This window comes from Foetidibacter luteolus (assembly GCF_009650435.1).
Lineage (GTDB): Bacteria > Bacteroidota > Bacteroidia > Chitinophagales > Chitinophagaceae > Foetidibacter > Foetidibacter luteolus.
Genome location: NZ_VVIP01000059.1, coordinates 331,427 through 348,346, shown reverse-complemented (window position 1 = coordinate 348,346; position 16,920 = coordinate 331,427). Strand labels below are relative to the sequence as shown.

Annotated in this window: 12 protein-coding genes; 4 read left to right on the top strand and 8 right to left on the bottom strand. The window is 44.6% G+C overall.

Features of this window, described 5'->3' with window-relative positions; translation table 11 throughout:
• Positions 1-7: 7 nt before the first annotated feature.
• The 6 genes from F0364_RS20075 to F0364_RS20050 form a co-directional block, all read right to left on the bottom strand.
• On the bottom strand, positions 8-796 hold the full coding sequence (locus tag F0364_RS20075; RefSeq protein WP_153799586.1) for a TIGR00266 family protein: 789 nt from the start codon (positions 794-796) through the stop codon (positions 8-10).
• A 451-nt stretch (positions 797-1,247) separates the two neighbouring features.
• A complete protein-coding gene (locus F0364_RS20070; protein ID WP_153799585.1) occupies positions 1,248-4,823 on the bottom strand; it encodes an efflux RND transporter permease subunit in 3,576 nt (1,191 codons plus the stop codon).
• A 34-nt stretch (positions 4,824-4,857) separates the two neighbouring features.
• A complete protein-coding gene (locus tag F0364_RS20065) occupies positions 4,858-5,241 on the bottom strand; it encodes a GxxExxY protein (RefSeq protein WP_153799584.1) in 384 nt (127 codons plus the stop codon).
• A 185-nt stretch (positions 5,242-5,426) separates the two neighbouring features.
• Positions 5,427-6,593: an efflux RND transporter periplasmic adaptor subunit gene (locus tag F0364_RS20060; protein ID WP_153799583.1), complete on the bottom strand. Its 1,167-nt coding sequence runs from the start codon at positions 6,591-6,593 to the stop codon at positions 5,427-5,429.
• A 37-nt stretch (positions 6,594-6,630) separates the two neighbouring features.
• A complete protein-coding gene (locus F0364_RS20055) occupies positions 6,631-8,037 on the bottom strand; it encodes a TolC family protein (protein WP_153799582.1) in 1,407 nt (468 codons plus the stop codon).
• Positions 8,030-8,656: a TetR/AcrR family transcriptional regulator gene (locus tag F0364_RS20050; protein ID WP_153799581.1), complete on the bottom strand. Its 627-nt coding sequence runs from the start codon at positions 8,654-8,656 to the stop codon at positions 8,030-8,032. The genes F0364_RS20055 and F0364_RS20050 overlap by 8 nt, the downstream gene beginning before the upstream one ends.
• 668 nt (positions 8,657-9,324) lie before the next feature.
• On the opposite strand from F0364_RS20050, the gene F0364_RS20045 reads away from it, so the two are divergent.
• Positions 9,325-11,187, top strand: coding sequence for an alkaline phosphatase (locus F0364_RS20045; RefSeq protein WP_207632789.1), 1,863 nt, complete (start codon positions 9,325-9,327; stop codon positions 11,185-11,187).
• A gap of 156 nt (positions 11,188-11,343) precedes the next feature.
• Here F0364_RS20045 and F0364_RS20040 read toward each other — a convergent pair whose 3' ends face one another.
• Complete coding sequence (locus tag F0364_RS20040) at positions 11,344-13,071, bottom strand: M14 family metallopeptidase (RefSeq protein WP_153799579.1); 1,728 nt, start codon at positions 13,069-13,071, stop codon at positions 11,344-11,346.
• A 60-nt stretch (positions 13,072-13,131) separates the two neighbouring features.
• On the opposite strand from F0364_RS20040, the gene F0364_RS20035 reads away from it, so the two are divergent.
• The 3 genes from F0364_RS20035 to F0364_RS20025 all read left to right on the top strand — a co-directional run bounded on the left by F0364_RS20035 (position 13,132) and on the right by F0364_RS20025 (position 15,896).
• Positions 13,132-13,830: a response regulator transcription factor gene (locus tag F0364_RS20035; RefSeq protein WP_153799578.1), complete on the top strand. Its 699-nt coding sequence runs from the start codon at positions 13,132-13,134 to the stop codon at positions 13,828-13,830.
• Positions 13,827-15,191 (top strand): ATP-binding protein, encoded by a 1,365-nt coding sequence (locus F0364_RS20030; protein ID WP_153799577.1) that lies wholly within the window; start codon positions 13,827-13,829, stop codon positions 15,189-15,191. The genes F0364_RS20035 and F0364_RS20030 overlap by 4 nt, the downstream gene beginning before the upstream one ends.
• A gap of 72 nt (positions 15,192-15,263) precedes the next feature.
• The gene (locus F0364_RS20025) at positions 15,264-15,896 is read left to right on the top strand and encodes a phosphatase PAP2 family protein (RefSeq protein ID WP_153799576.1); all 633 of its coding nucleotides are present in this window, start codon (positions 15,264-15,266) and stop codon (positions 15,894-15,896) included.
• Between the two features lie 382 nt (positions 15,897-16,278).
• Here F0364_RS20025 and F0364_RS20020 read toward each other — a convergent pair whose 3' ends face one another.
• Positions 16,279-16,905: a carbonic anhydrase family protein gene (locus F0364_RS20020; protein ID WP_153799575.1), complete on the bottom strand. Its 627-nt coding sequence runs from the start codon at positions 16,903-16,905 to the stop codon at positions 16,279-16,281.
• Between the last annotated feature and the right edge of the window lie 15 nt (positions 16,906-16,920).

Sequence of the window (16,920 nt, the reverse complement as noted above, 5' to 3'; positions counted from 1 at the left end):
TTGCTTACTAATCACCATCCAGCAAGTTGCCAATACCGCCAAGTATGCTGCCTTCTTCTTTTCGGTTAACCGTACCATAAGCTAAAATACGGCTCGCCAAACGGCTGATGGGTAATGTTTGTATCCATACACGGCCGGGGCCACGGAGTGTTGCAAAGAAAACACCCTCGCCACCAAACAACGTATTCTTAATGCCGCCCACAAACTGTATATCGTATTGAACGGTTTGTGTAAACGCTACCAGGCAGCCGGTATCAATTTTTAGTAACTCGCCAGGCTGTAATTCTTTTTCCAGCACATGGCCGCCGGCATGCACGAAAGCCATGCCATCGCCTTCCAGTTTTTCCATAATAAAACCTTCTCCGCCAAAAAGGCCGGTACCCAGTTTTCTCTGGAACTCTATGCCGATGCTTACGCCTTTTGCCGCACAGAGAAAAGCATCTTTCTGACAGGTTACCTTACCGCCAAGCCGCAACAAATCCAGCGGTATTATTTTACCGGGGTAAGGCGACGCGAAGCTTACCCTTTTTTTACCATGGCCGGTATTGGTGAATGCCGTCATAAAAAGACTTTCCCCTACCAGCAGCCTTTTGCCGGCGCTGAAAAGTTTGCCCATAAATCCGGTGTTTTTCTGCTGGCTGCCATCGCCAAAAATGGTTTGCATTTGTATGCCGTCATCCATCATCATAAATGCCCCGGCTTCAGCAATGGCTGTTTCATTAGGGTCAAGCTCTACTTCCACATACTGCATCTCTTCGCCAATGATGCGGTAGTCTATTTCGTGATTGGTTATCATAACTGGTAAATGATTTTTTGAATTGCTGGCTAATGTAAGAATTTGTGTAACGATTGATTGCAATGATTTTTATGAATGGATGCATTTTGATGTGTGGTATTGCGCTACATGTAAATTAGAGTAACCGGCGGTTGCTGCACAGTGGCGAATAGGATTACAGAACGTACAAGTGAGTGACACAACCAAAGCCCAATAGTAGCAACAGAGCTCGTCCCCCCAAAAAAAATTGCAAGCGCAGCGAAGCAATGATCTGTACATAAAAGCCGCCCCTGAAGAATCAGGGGCGGGATATCCTTTCGGACGATTTAACCAAAACCAACTGTAAAAATTTAGCCAGTGGCAAGTGGGGAACCGCTAGTGAGATTCCATTTTGCCAGCCAGCTTATAATATTTTAGAACTTATTCTTACTGCCTGCCTACTCACTATTTACCACTCCCCCTCTTCCCTCTCTTAAAACCAGCTACCAATAAACGCTTCGTTTACTTTTTGACCGGCCAGCTTTCTTCTTCTGCGGGCACGGGCTATACGGTGCTTAAGCATGGTTGCCAGCATAAGCAGGAAGAATACTATGGTAAGCGGCGGTATGCCGAGCATGCTTATCCATTTGCCGCCATACATGTTGCGCATGGGCCTTCTTAAACGTTCTGCTATCAGGTACATGCTGGGCACGATTACCAGTGTCATAAAAAAGGCGAAGGCAAGGCCAAAAATGATGGTCCATGAAAGCGGTTTCCAGAACACAGCGTTATCGCCACCAAAGAAAATATGCGGATCGAAGTGGCTGAAAAGGGTGATGAAATTGATGTTAAACCCTACCGCCAAAGGCACAAGGGCAAGAATGGCGGCCAGGGCTGTTAACAATACGGGTATGATACGTGTTTTGCCTGCCTGAACAACAGCTTCCCTTGTTTTAAGGCCGCGGGCCCTTAACTCATCCGCGAACTCAATAACCAGGATACCGTTCTTAACCACTATGCCCGCAAGGCCTACAATCCCCAGGCCCGTCATAACCACAGACACTTCCATTTTTGTAAGGGAGAAACCCAGCAGCACACCAATAACACTGAAGATAATTTCAGACAAAATGATTACCGACTTGCTAACAGAATTAAACTGCAATACCAGTATGAACAATATAAACATCAGCGCAATAACCAGGGCCATACCAAGAAACTCACCCGTTTCCTGCTGTTGCTCGCCTTCGCCGGTTTGCTTAATGGTAACGCCATCCGGCTTACTTTTGAAGTCGTTAATATGCCCTGCTATCACCTGGTTAACCGCCGTGGGCGTGTAGCCGGTAAGCACATTAGAGCGCAGGGTAATCATACGCTTCTGGTTCTTGCGTTTAACACTGCCGAGCGTGCTTGTTAAATCAATTTTTACCAGGTTGCTGATGGGTATGCTTTTAAAACCGCCGGTAGCCATATCCCTGAAATACACTTTCTGGTTTAACAACTCTACCAGGTTTTTGCGCTGCATTTCCTGGTTGCGCAATTGTATCTTGTATTCTTCCTTGCCCTCCTTTATTTTAGACACTTCCCTTCCGAACAAGGCTGTTCTAAGTGTTTGGCCTATCTGGCCGGAGGAAACACCTTCAATAAGTGCACGCTGCCTGTCAACAGTTAACGTAATTTCCGGGTTGTTTAAATCAACATCCATCTTCAGTTCTTCCACGCCATCCACCTGTATAGAGTCAAGATAATTTTTAAGCGCTACGGAAGTCTTGATGAGGTTATCAAAATCTTCGCTGGATATTTCAATATTAATGGGTGGATCTGTAGGAGGGCCGCTGCTTTCCTGGTCAACCGAAATTTCGGCGCCGGGTATGCCCTTCATGGCCTTGCGTATTTCATCCAGGTACTTGCGTGTATTTTCCCCGTGCCTTTTTTCAAACTCCACAAATGATACCTGTACGCGGCCTAATTCGCTGCGGGTACTGCGGTCGCCACTCATAGGGTCGCTGGCGCCAACAGCTATGTTGGTGATAACGCTTTCCACAACAGGGTTCTTCCTGCCATTCTCCATGTTCAGTATTTTGTACACCCTTTGTTCCAGCACCTTTGTTACGGAATCGGTATATCCAACTGAAGTACCTACCGGCAGTTTCAGGTAAACAAATACCTGGTTGGGATCGCCTTTAGGGAAAAACACCACCCCACCATTACGTACGCCGAACAACATAACAGAGAATATCAGCAATACTATCGTGCCCAGGAAAAGCCATACCGGACGCCACCCGGCAAGTGCCCAACGCAACAGGTTTTCATAATGGCCCATAATCCAGGGCAGGGCACGGTTTTGAAAGGAATGTATCACCCCATCCAGCACATAGCGGTTAAATACAATCAATACCATTATAAAAAGCAGCAGGTTGCCGGCAAAGGTTTGGCCGAATAAATCAAGCAGTAAGCCAACGCCAACACCTACCCAAAACACAGGCTTTTTAAAGATGGCTGATTTGGGCTCTTTGTGTTCCCCTTCTTCATGCGTCATGAAATCCACAGCGAACACGGGGTTCATAATGAATGCCACAATCAAGGATGCCGTTAATGTAAAGATGAGCATGGCGGGCAGGTAAACCATGAACTTACCAATAATGCCCGGCCAAAAGAGCAGCGGAAAGAACGGCGCCAGCGTAGTAAGCGTTCCGGCCAATACGGGGATGAACACTTCGCCGGCAGCCATCATGGCCGATTTAGACGCATTGATCTTTCCTTTACCCTGTGTAAATATGCGGTGTGTATTTTCAATTACCACAATGGCATCATCCACAATAATACCCAGCCCAAACAACAGGGCAAACAACACGATAAAGTTCAACGTTACATGCGTACCGATGATTAAATCCGCCGCCGGCAAAAACACAAAGGCCACAAACATGCTTAATGGAACACTCAACGCAACAAAGAACGCATTTACCACACCCATGAAGAACATGAGGATAATCAATACCAGTATAAAGCCGATAACGATGGAATTAACAAGGTCATTAAAAGAAACCCTGGTTTTATTGCTAAGGTCGCCGGTAACCACTACGTTCAGGTCTTTGGGAAACTGTGTGGCCCTCATTTCTTCCACTACCTCTTTTACATCATCGCTGGTTTCAATAAGGTTCTCGCCGCTGCGTTTGATGATGTTGAGTGTAACCACATTCTTGCCATCAAGCCTGGCATAACTCTCACGCTCTTTAATGGTGTCTTTGATGGTAGCGATATCTTTCAGGTACACCGGGGCGCCATGGCTGTTGCGGATAATCACCTGTTGAATATCAAAAGCTGTTTTAAACTGGCCTTTTAGCTGAAGGTTGCGTTTCATATTACCTACATCCAGCAAGCCGCCGGAGATATCGAGATTTTCACGGGACACAGCATTGGCTATATCATCAAATGTAACATCGGCGCTTTGCATGCGGTAGTTGTCCACATTAATCTGAAACTCACGTTCAGGGGCCCCCACCAGGTCAACCCGGTTAATCTGGGGCAGGTCTTCCAGTCTGTCCTGCATATCATCGGCAAACTTTTTTAAGCGTTGCTGGTCATAATCGCCACTTATGTTTACATACATTACTGGCTGGTCGCTAAAGCTCACTTCCAGTACAGTGGGCTCTTCGGTAAGGTCGGTGGGCAGGTCCTGCTTGGCTTTATCAACAGCGTCTTTTACTTTCTGCAGGGCTATATCGGTTTTCACCTCTGTATCAAACTCCACTATGATGGCCGAATAGTCTTGTTGTGAAGTGCTGGTAAACTTTTTAATCTTGGCGCCGGTTATGCCCTTAATTTGTTTTTCAATGGGCCTGGTAACCAGATTTTCAATATCTTTTGGGGAGTTGCCCACATAAATGGTTTGCACATAAATGGTGGGGATCACTATATCAGGGAATTGTTCTTTGGGCAAAGTAACAAACTGGTACACCCCCCATAAGCTTACAAAAATCATCATCAGGTAGATGGATGTTTTGTTTTTAATGCTCCAGGTGGTGGGCTTAAACTGCTTGAACGATGATTCCAATGATTTTAATGATTTCATGATTAAGAATCGTTTGCGTGAACTTATATTTGGCTCATCTGTTTTTAGTGAATCTTTTAAATTCAAGGCTCTTCTTCCCAAAATTGAGCAGAAGCCCAATTTCCATCTTAAACGCTTCCAGGTAATTGAGTATCTGGGTGTAGTTCCCAGGTTCAAAGCTCCCTATAGCCTTTAGCTCTACCAGTACTTTTTCCATTACAACAAAATCTACCCGCCTCTTTCCAATTAACAAAGCATCGTAATAAACTTCCCACTCCTTTTCCCTTACATATGGCATCAGGATTTTATCCAACTCAATCGCCAATGCCCGTTGATAAATAACTTCAGGAAATCCATGACCGAGCTTTGTATGCACTCTCATGGCACACCCAATCACAGCCCCGGTAATATCAGAATACTTGTATGTTTCGTTTATCATTGGTACGGAATAATTGACGGCTGTTGATACCGCGTTATAAATAGTTTTCAGGGCGTGCCCCTGCGGGTCGGGCTATCCACTTCAAGTCCTCACTCCGCTAAGCTCCGTTGCGGGCTTTCCGTTACTATCCCTCACGCTTTGGGGAATCCTTATCCTTCCATACAAAAATCATTTACTCATTACCATCATTTTGCATCTGTGGTAATTAACTGCCCCTCATACAGCCCCTGAAATCCATCAACTATAATCGCATCGCCCTGCTGCAGGCCACTTTTTATTTCGAGGGTATCCGTATACATCTGCCCTTCCATAACCGTACGTTTGCGGGCAATCAGCTTGTTGCCTTCTTTGGCCGCTACCATTACAAATTTTCCTTTCTCGTCTGTTTGCAGGGTGTTAACCGGAACCGTAATGGCATTGGCCGCGGCATAATCCTGTATTTTTACCACGGCAAGCTGGTTGGGCCTCAAATCTTTATCAGCCGGCAGTTTAGCTTCAATGTAAAAAGAGCGGCTGTTGGGGTCAACTATTTTGCCCTTAACGGTAACCCTGGCGCTGATATTCTTATTAACATCCGGCAGCGAAATCATTACGCTGGTTCCTTCATTTACCTTATCCAGGTAAACTTCCGGCACATTAGCTGTTAATTTCAAATCGCCCGTATTAACCAGTTTTATGCCCATCACATTAGCCGTTGCAGGACTAAATGTTTCACCCACTCTTATGTTTACTGTTTCCGCTACACCATTCATAGGCGAGTACACATTGTACTGCCCTATCTGTGTATTAACCGCGTCTATTTGTTTTTGAAGATTGGATACTGTTGTTCTTGCAGAAATAAGCTCCACTTCCGTACCTATACCCTGCTCCCAAAGGTTTTGCCTGCGGCGGAGTATGTCTTTGGCGTTATCAAGCTGCACCTGCAACGGACCTAATTGTGTTTTAAATGCTTCATTATCCAGCTTCATCAGCAACTGCCCTTTCTTTACATAATCACCTTGCTTCACGTAGAGTTCCTTTACCTGGCCACCCTGGTTTTGCGGTGTTACAAAAGCAATGTTCTGGGCGTCTACTTTGCCCTGCAGGTCAATAAAATGTGTGAAGCTGCCTGGGGTAATGGTATCTATACTTACCAGTTTTGCTTTTTCCTGTTTTGCAGAAGCAGGGTCAAGCTTAGCAATCTCTGCTTCCAGTTTGGCTATCTTATCCGTTAAAGAAGCCTGCTCTTTCTTTAGGGCATCCAAATCCGCCTTCTTCTCCGCTACTGCCGCATTTTTATCTTTTGCAGCCCCGCAGGATGCCAGCGTGGTTACCACAGCCGTTACTACAAGAATGTTCAGGAACCGTTGCATATAAATCTTTTATAGTTAGTGATTGGGTATTGTATTTCTATTGCAGTTTGCCAATGGCTTTCAGGTAATCAATCTTAGCAATAACAGCATCGTAAAGCGCCCCGGTATAATTGGTTTGCGCCGTTTTTAAATCTGTTTGCGCATTGGTGATATCTATAGTGGAACCCAGCCCTGATTCGTATTTTTTCTTTGATTGGTTATACACCTGTTCGGCCAGTGTGATATTTTTTTTCTGAAAATCAAGTGTAAGAATGGCCGACCTGAAATTGTTCCTTGCCAATGCCACATCATTATCTATCGTGTTCTTCAGGTTCTGCATCTGGTTTTTTGTTTGCTCAAGTTCCAGTTCCGCTTTTCTTACATTAGAAGCACGGGCAAAACCATCAAATATGGGCACCGATATATTCAGGCCAATGTACCAGCTATTAAACCAGTCTCCCTTTTTAAAGAAGCTGAACTCGTTACGATAGGCATTCTTTGAGAACTGGCTTGACAGGTTAACAGATGGCAGGTAAGTAAACTTGTAGCGCTTGATGTTGTATTCATTCAGCGTATTGGTAATGGTGGCCAGTTGAAAATCTTTTCTATCGCTGTACTGGTAGCCGGCTGTATCCATTAAAGCATCTTCCTTAATCTTATCTTCTGTTATTTGTTCCGTTAATACCAGCGAATCCTTTACCGGCATACCAATCAGCAATTTCAAACCAACGTAACCGTTGTTAATTGTGTTTTCAAGTTTAAGTTTTTCTGTCTGAAGGTTGGCCAGTTGTACAGAAGCCCTGTCAACATCCAGTTTTTCTGCAAAGCCATTATCAAAAAGGGCTTTTGTATCGTGTGCCAGTTTATCGGCACGGTTCACATTGGCTTCTATTTGCTCCAACTGCGTTTTGCTAACCACTAACTGGTAATACACTTTATAAATATTGGCCCTAATGCTTTCTTCCGTTACTTCATAAGCCTTGTTCCTGAAATCAAGCGACGCCTGCCTGGCCTGTAACCCTACAAATACCTGCCCATCAAACAAAATCTGCGAAAGGCTTACACCACCCGTTGCAGCCCACTTGGTACCAAAAGCGGCATTAATAAAACCAATATCATCGGGTGTTTTAATCGCGTTTCCATTACCGTCTTTTACCCCTTCATTTTCCAGTACGCCGTAAGTGGCCAGCGCTATAAAGTTGGGAAAGCTTTGCACCGGTATATTAGGATAATAGGTAGTGCCAAGAGAGCCGTTTAGCTGCGGATATGCCGCCGATGTTATGTTACGGTTAGTCTGCTGCTGAATTTTATAATCCAACAGTGCATTCTTTACCTGCAGGTTGTTTTTCCTGGCGTATTCAATACACTGCTGTATGGAAAATTCGTGACTGTTTGTTTGTGCGTGGGTTGTAAGGGTAACGAATAATAGTAAACATACCGTGCTTATGTTTTTCAAGTCAGGCATAAGTATTGGTTTTATTTTTTACGCGTTGTTGTATATACTTTTCTATCAGCTTTTTACCCTTGGTTGTGGCAATACCGTGAAGGAAAAGATAGTATATTTCGTTGGAAACATGCACCAGGCTGTATTTTCCATAGGGAAAAACATCCTGGTTAAACATAACAAAAGAACTTTCCAGCCTGAAGCGGGCCGCTACATCCAGGTCAAAATCCTGCCGGTAAAGCTCCTCTTCCCTTCCGCGTTCAAGGTTTCTCTTTATTACATCTAACAGAAAAGAATGTTTGTGCTTTTTAAACTTTTCGAAGGTTTTGGGGTAAAATTTTTCCAGGTCAAATATAATCTGGGGGTTAAGTGCGTTAAAGGTGGCCTGCACAGAATCCATGTCTTTAAAAAGCTCTTCCACTGCATTTTCCGCTTCTGTATTCTGCCTTATACATTCTGTACGCATGTATTCTATTTCGGCCTGCATTACCGCTTCCACCAACTCATCTTTATCTGTAAAAAACTGGTAAAGGGTTTTTTTGCTAACACCTAACTGGCCGGCAATTTCATCCATGGTTACAGATTTAAACCCGTAACGCATAAATAGCTCTTTGGCCTTTTGCTGTATTCTTTCTTTCATTTCCTTCGCTGCTCAAATTTGAGGAACAAAACTAAGGAAACTTTTTTTGTAATATTAGTTTCCATTGAAAAAATTTCTCATCTCTCGTGCTGAACGGCATTTCACAAGGATGAGTGCATTAAAGTATAGCCTGCAACAAGATTTTTTGGACCCCGGCAAGAGGAACACCCATGAGACTTTACTTGCGTCGCACTCTTGTGCTGTTAGTTCGCTATGCAGCTTTGCCCACCGGGTAGACTTGCTTTGCAGCTTCTGACGACAGGCGGAAACCCCGGCCTTTGCTGGTTTATACTATGGATAATAATTACCGGAGCCGAAGGCATTAGCAACAGGGGTAGCAAACAACCTGCCTGAAAAGACTCAACAGGCGTCACCAACGGGTGAGGGATTGAAGCGGTTACCCCGCTGAGGCCTTCGCAGCCCGGCCTTGTGGCGGAGTATGAGCGGAAAGCCCGACCCGAGGTACGAGGGACACCCCCAAACAAATGTTAGGTGTCAGGTGTGGGATGTACGATGTGTGTGTCTTGTGTCACGTCCAAACCTGGCTTGCGCGGTGCAAAAGGACAGCATTAAATGATTAAACAATTATGAATTACGCAAAAAGATGCTTGTTCAAAAAGGATAATTGGCGCATATACATTTACTTAGCCGCTTTGAAAAATGCCGTTATGCAAAAACTATTTCTGCCGTTACTTCTGCTATGCGCTGTTACTGTTCTGGCGCAGCCCCGTTTGCTAACTGTTGCCAACGCACACTCGCACAACGATTATGAACAGCCTGTTCCATTTTATACCGCATGGCATGCAGGTTTTGGCTCTATTGAGGCAGATATATTTTTGAAGGACGGGCAATTGCTTGTAGCCCATGAGGAAAAATATTTAGACCCGCAAAAAACACTGGAAACATTATACCTGCAGCCATTGCAAGGCTGCATTAAAAAAAACAAAGGATACGTTTATGCGGATAGCAGCCGCCGGCTGTTGCTGCTGGTAGATATAAAAACAGACTCTATCAACACCCTTAATACGCTGGTGGAACTGCTGAAAAATTACCCGGATTTAGTTGCATGCCGCACACTCAAATTTACCATCACCGGCAACCGGCCTTCTCCGCAATTGTTTACCGGTTACCCGGCTTTCATCAACTTCGACGGGGAACTTAACAAAAATTACAGTGCGGCAGAACTATCAAGAATAATTCTGCTTAGTGATAACCTGCGCAGCTACACCAACTGGAACGGCAAGGGCATAGTGCCCGAAAGAGAAGCTGCAGCCCTTAATGCCGCGGTAAAAAAAGCACACAATGCCGGCAAACCGGTACGCTTTTGGGGTGCACCGGATTATATTAATGCCTGGTACAGACTTATGCATGCCGGGGTAGATTACCTTAATACAGACCATATACCAGAGCTGGCTTCGTTTCTTAACAAACTGCCGGCAACAACTTATATACCCGGCAATAATTTTTACAAAACCTACCAGCCAACCTATAAAAACGACGGGCAAAACAAGCAGGTAAAAAATATCATTCTGTTTATTGGGGATGGCACCAGCTACCCGCAATTATATGCCGGTTATACTGCCAATAAAGGCGCATTAAACATATTCAACATGCGGCGTACAGGCACTTCCAAAACAAGTTCCCACGACAGCTACGTAACAGATTCGGCGCCAGGCTCTACTGCCATCTCATCCGGCGAAAAAACCAATAACCGTTTTGTTGGCGTTGACCATACCGGCAAGGCATTACCCCTGCTGCCACTTTATTTTAGCCGCAGAAAAATGAAGACAGGGCTGGTAACCTGCGGGGATATTGCAGATGCTACCCCAGCCGATTTTTACGCTCACCAGAGCGAACGGGAACATGCCGCTGACATACTGAATGATTTAAACAACGCACCTGTTGATTTATTGATGGGCTCCGGCGATGAAAGCCTGCAGAATGTGGCGATACTCGACAAGTCTGAAAAGACGAAAATTTCTGACAGTGTTTTACAGCAGCTTGGCAAAAAGTACAGCATTGTGTCATCACTAAATAATATTCCGCCGGGCAACAACAAAGTTATCGTGGTAGATAAACAGGCCGGCTTATCTATGCGCAACGGGCGTGGCAACTGGCTGCAGGAGGCGGTGGAACAATCCATTGACAGGCTGTCTAAAAACAAAGAAGGATTTTTCTTAATGGCAGAAGGCGCCCAGATAGATTACGGCGGCCACGACAATAACCTGCCTTATGTTGTTACCGAAGTTATGGACTTTGACCAGGCTGTTGGCAAGGCGCTTGAGTTTGCCGATAAAGACGGCGAAACACTTGTTATAGTTACCGCCGATCACGAAACCGGCGGCCTTACCTTGCTGGATGGCGACTACAACACCGGTTACGTAAGCGGCCAGTTTGCCACCAACGATCATACCGCCTTACCCGTACCGGTATTTGCCTACGGCCCTCAGTCGCAACTGTTCAGCGGGGTGTACGAAAACACTGAACTTTTCTTCAAGATTTTACAAGCGGCTGGTATCAGCGTTAAGTAATTACATTAATAGGGGCAAGTGGGTAAGTGGTAAATGGCGAGTGGGGGTGCATTTTTTTACATCGTCCATCCCACATCAAACATCTAACATAAGCAAGTACTTCGCACTTCTTCCTTCGCATGCCACCACAAATTCTTATTCTGTATCAACCGAAACCTAATTTACGAGCCGGTAAACAGGGTAGCGGTTATGTGCGGGCTCGTACCAGGGGGAGTGTGTGTAAACAAAACGTAATTGTTCACTTGCCGATGCGGCAAAAGTACTATCTGCCTTTTTGCGGGCTTGCAGTTGTTCCTTTACCTCAGGGTGCTGTTGCAGGTATTGCGCTGCGATATCCTCCCAGCGGTAATCGCTGTAACCTTCTTTTTGCTGCAAAACAGCGTCAAAAAAATTCCAGCTAAAAAAACTGTCATCGGCGAGCGGCTCTAAAGTTTCCACAACATACCGGTCTGTTTCATGGCCGGTATAAGTAATGTAATCTCCTGCCAGGAAATGAATGGTTTCCAACGTCGTTTCAAGATGTATGTTATAGTTGCGGTGGTGTTTTTCATAAGGCCTGGGCAGGCTCTTATAATCTTTTATGTGGTAAACTTCAACAGTTAGGGCCGTATCGTTTTGCAGTTGCTGCAACCTAACGCCATTGAGTTGTAACCGCTCCACAACATCCTGCCAGCCATGCGGAATAATATAGGCTTTAGGTTTGGTAACCACCTGGCCAGGCAAAAATGTATTGTAAAATTTTACTTGTTTTTCAAACGGTTTCCGGTGATTATAAAACAACCGGTTCATGCCCGTAACCTGGCTAACGGCGCTGTCTGCGGCATAGCCTTTAAAGTTAACCAGTTCATAGTGTACAGTATCAACCTGCCAGCTAAGCGCAAACCGTTGCTGTTGCTTAACCGCTTCAGCAGAAGCCCGGCGGGCAGCCAGTAAATCTTCGGCTAAAGCACCGCTTTGCTCGGCCACGGTTTGCATAAAGGCATAGGTGCTTTTAACCCTGTCTGCAAACGGCTTAAGCATGTGTGTTTCCGGCATAAAGCAAATGGTTTGAAAAAGGGCGGCATAGCCCGTGCTGTAGCGGGGTGCATCATTAAATGCATCCCAGCCTTTTTCAAGATTACCTTCCTCGAAGTTTACATACGGGCACATGGGCCAATTTTTTTGCAGCATACTTTTAAACAGCGCAGGCTCAAAAACATTGTGCATAAACTCGCCAACAGGCCCGCCAAGTTTATTGTGCTGGGTAGATAGAAGAGTCATAGTATGCTGGTAATCAGCACCGTCGCTTACATGGTTGTCAACAAGTATGTCTGGCTTAAGCCAATGGAAAATACGGGTAAAGGCCCGGGCATTCTTGGAATCAGCCTTAATAAAATCCCGGTTTAAATCCAGGTTTTGCGCATTACCCCTAAAGCCATAGCTTTCCGGCCCGTTCTGGTTAACACGGGTAAAGCTGTTTCGGTTAAGGCTGCCGCCAATATTGTAAATGGGTATAACAGCCAGTACTACGTTTTGTGGAATGATAAGCGTTCCATCCGCCAAATCCCTTAACAACATCATGCTTGCGTCAATGCCGTCAGGCTCTCCGGGATGTATACCATTATTAACGAGTATAACCACCTTATTTTGGGTATGCCATAAATCGGCATCAAAAGTTTTATCGTAACTAAAAATAATGGTATGGAGCGGATAGCCTGCATCGGTTGTATCCCGGGTCACAACCTTGATGTTGCCATTTGTGGCAGCCAGTAGTTTATACCATTGGATACATTCTTTATATGTTGTTGTTTGAGTATTATTGCTTTTTTCAAAAGGAGTTTGTATTTTTTGAGCGAAACTTGTGTGTATCAGGAAAATAGATAATGTTAAAATCAAGATTTTCATTAAATTGTCTTTAATTTTCGATAAAATTTTAATTTTCCTTAAAGTTTTCAAAGTTATAGTATGGATAACACTTACCGGATTCTTTTAGCCGAAGATGAACCTAAGTTGAGCCAGGTTATACAGGATGAACTTTCAAGGCAGGGTTATCATACGGATGTTGCCTATGACGGACTGATTGCTGAAAAAATGTTCAAACAGCATAATTATTCACTTGTTATACTGGATATTAATCTTCCTTACAAAAATGGCCTGGCCTTGTGCAAGGAATTCAGGGGCATTAATAAAAATATTCCAATTATCATGCTTACCGCCCTGGGCGAAATACAGGATAAAATGGATGCTTTTAACCTGGGCGCCGATGACTACGTTGTAAAACCTTTCCATTTTGATGAATTGTTCGCCCGTATAAAAGTATTTTTAAAACGTGCTGATGCAACCAGCGAGCCCGGCGAAAAAATTGCCGTAGCAGACCTGGAAATTGACATGGAAAACAAAACCGTAACACGTGACGGTAAGAACATTAACCTTACGGCTAAAGAATTTGCCTTGCTGGTTTTACTGTGCAGGAACAAGGGAAAAGTTATTGCCAAGCAGGATATCCTGGAAAAAGTTTGGGACTTAAGCTTTGATACCGGCACAAATACCATTGAAGTGTACATTAGTTTTTTAAGGAATAAAATTGACAAACCCTTTGAAACCAAGCTCATTCATACCAAACCCGGCTTTGGTTACTACGTGCGGGAAACGCCTCTGTCATGAACCTTAAACTAAAATTTTCCCTTTTTTTCAGTTTGCTTGTAACGGTAGTACTTGTGTCCTGCGTGGCGGTAATTTACCTGCTTTATGCCGGTACACGAAGCGGTGACTATCAAAACCGTCTGTGGAGTAAGGCCTGGTTAAGTTATAAACAGCATTTTAATATAATGGGCCTGCCGGAAAGCGTTACAGAAAAAATGGAGCGTTTTCCGGCAGGCAATATCTATCAGCCACAGCTAACTATACTGGACAGCAGTTACAAGATAATTTACAGCGAGCCCCCGGCACTTAATTATAAGCCGGGTATTGAATTGCTTAATAAAATAAAACAGAAAGGGGAGTATGGTTTTAGCTTAAACAGAAGGGAAGTAATGGGTGTTTATTTTAAGGATGTTAAGCATATTATTATTGTTTCCGGTGCGGATATGATTGGCCGTAAAAGGCTTGCCCGTCTCCGCTGGATTATGGGCTTCGTAACCCTCGGCGGTATCGTTGTTACCGGCTTTATAGCGTTTGTCTATGCCAACCAGGCTACCCGGCCGCTTATACGCATGGGCGACCAAATGCAGAAAATATCAGAAAACAACCTGAACGAGCGGGTGGATGCCGAAAGCAATTACATGGAGCTTAACCTTATTGCCGCTAATTTTAACGACATGCTGGACAGGCTTGACAAAGCCTTTGAGCGCCAGAAAAGTTTTGTACACCACGCCTCTCACGAATTACGTACCCCGCTGGCCAGCATGCTTTCCCAAACAGAAGCTGCGCTGCGCCGCGATCTTACCAATGAAGAGTATGTTAAAGTGCTGCATTCCCTTAAAGAAGACCAACAGGGCATGATTGACCTTACCAACTCACTGCTTGCCTTTTCCCAGTACGACCGTATTAATGCTTCCAACGAATGGGGCTTTGTGCGGCTTGATGAAATTCTGTATGATGCCATCGCCTCGTCTAAAAAATCGTTGCCGGGCATTAATGTTTCTGTTGAGTTTCTTACGGTTCCTGAAAAAGAAAATTACCTCTCCGTACGTGGCAGCGAGCCTTTACTGCGTTCAGCTTTCTCCAATCTTATCAAAAACGCGTACCTCTACTCGTCTGATAAAAGCATTAATATACTGATAGAGGAAAATGAAACAGCCACCACCCTGTTATTCCTCAATAACGGAGACCTGCTTTCTGAAGACGAAGCCTCCCGCCTGTTTATCCCTTTTTTCAGGGGCCGCAATGCCAAAGGCGAAAAAGGGTATGGCCTTGGCCTTTCCATAGTTAAAAGGATATTGGATGTGCACAAGGGCAGCGTTACCTACGGCATTAAAGATGGTAAGAACTGTTTTACCATCAGGTTTATAGACCATGCGGCGTAGCAACCTGTTCGTTTAAACACAATTGTTTTATAGTTGTACGGTATGTTGTAAATACTTCTATATTTAACCCGTATGCAACCATTGAATTATAAAAATTTTAAGGCAGGCGCAATTATTACCCTGCTGTTTGCAGCGGTACTATTTACAGGCGTGTATGTTAAGGGAAATATTGATTTGTTTCTAACACTAAACAGCAACCTGGGCGTTTTGGCAGATTGGTTTTTCCGGCTGGTAACTAATGGCGGGGATGGTATTATGTGGGCTGTAATGCTGTTTGTACTCTTGTACATTTTAAAACGCAAGGATGCTTTGCCGCTGCTTATTTCCTGCTTTGTTTTCACTACGCTGTTTACCCAGGTTTGTAAGTACATAATCGTTCCGGATGAGCCCAGGCCCATCAAAGCCATACCCGATACTTCTTTGATACATACAGTGCCAGGTGTTGAGCTGCACACCATTTCCAGTTTTCCTTCTGGCCATACGGCTGCCGCGTTTAGCTTTTACCTGTTACTCTGCCTGTTACTTCCCAAAAAAAGCTGGCTTGCAGTGGGCGCTTTTTGTGCGCTGCTGGTAGCTTATTCAAGAATTTACCTTGCCCAGCATTTTCCGGTTGATCTTGCGGCCGGTATGATAACCGCCCTTGTTTCGGTGCTGTTATCCATTTTAATACAAAAAGGATTTGAAAAAAGAAGGGTGCCCCGGTAAACTGGGGGGATTATTGGTGTTGTGAGATAGTTAGATTTTGTGGGGTGCCCCCAAGCTGCGCAAGGGGTCGGGCTTTCCGCTCATACTCCGGCACAAAGCCCTGCTGCGATGGCCTCACCGGGGTATCCGCTTCAATCCCTCACCCGAAAGGTGCAACACGCTGCTGCTTTTGCTGAAACCACGCTATCTTTTGTATTGTGCCGCAGGCAAAATAACTGTGCGCCACATTGTTCAACCCCTTCGAGTAAGAGTTTTTCCATCATTAAATGCAAACCCCGGATGAAATCCGGGGCAATTCACATCTAGCCCTTTGGGCTATGGCATAATTTATCCTTCACACAGTGCAACTCTTTTGCTTTTTAGGCGCTTTCCACAATGTGGTTTAATCATTAAAGAAGGTTACCCCTCCGTTATCAACATCATAAACGCCGCCAACAATTTTCAGTTTGTTTTCTGCAATAAGTTCTGAAATGATAGGGCTTTGCTCTTTTATCTGCTCAATCGTTAAACGCACATTGTTTTCTGTTACATTATTAACAAATGCTGCGTTAGACCCAGTCCTGTTTTCCGTAGTGGTTTTTTCTGCTTCAATAGCAGGTTTTACTTTGTTTAAAACCGTGGTGAGGTGCCCAAGCTCTACATTGTTACAAGCGCCAACAATGGCGCCGCATTTGGTATGGCCCAGCACAACAATGGCTTTTGTACCCACTACTTTGGTGGCAAATTCCATGCTGCCTACAATATCTTCATTAAGTACATTGCCTGCTATCCGTATGCTGAAAATATCGCCAAGCCCCTGGTCAAAAATCAGTTCTGCCGAAGTCCTGGAATCCATGCAGCTTAAAATGGTAGCAAATGGAAACTGGCCGGTTTTTGTTTCATTTACCTGCTGCAGCAGGTTTCTGTTAGCTTTCAGGTTTTTAACAAACCTGTCGTTTCCTTCTTTCAGTATTTCAATCGCTAAGTCCGGCGTTAATTTGCTTTGCGTTTCTTTAGAATGCGTGTACATAATGTTATGGTTTTT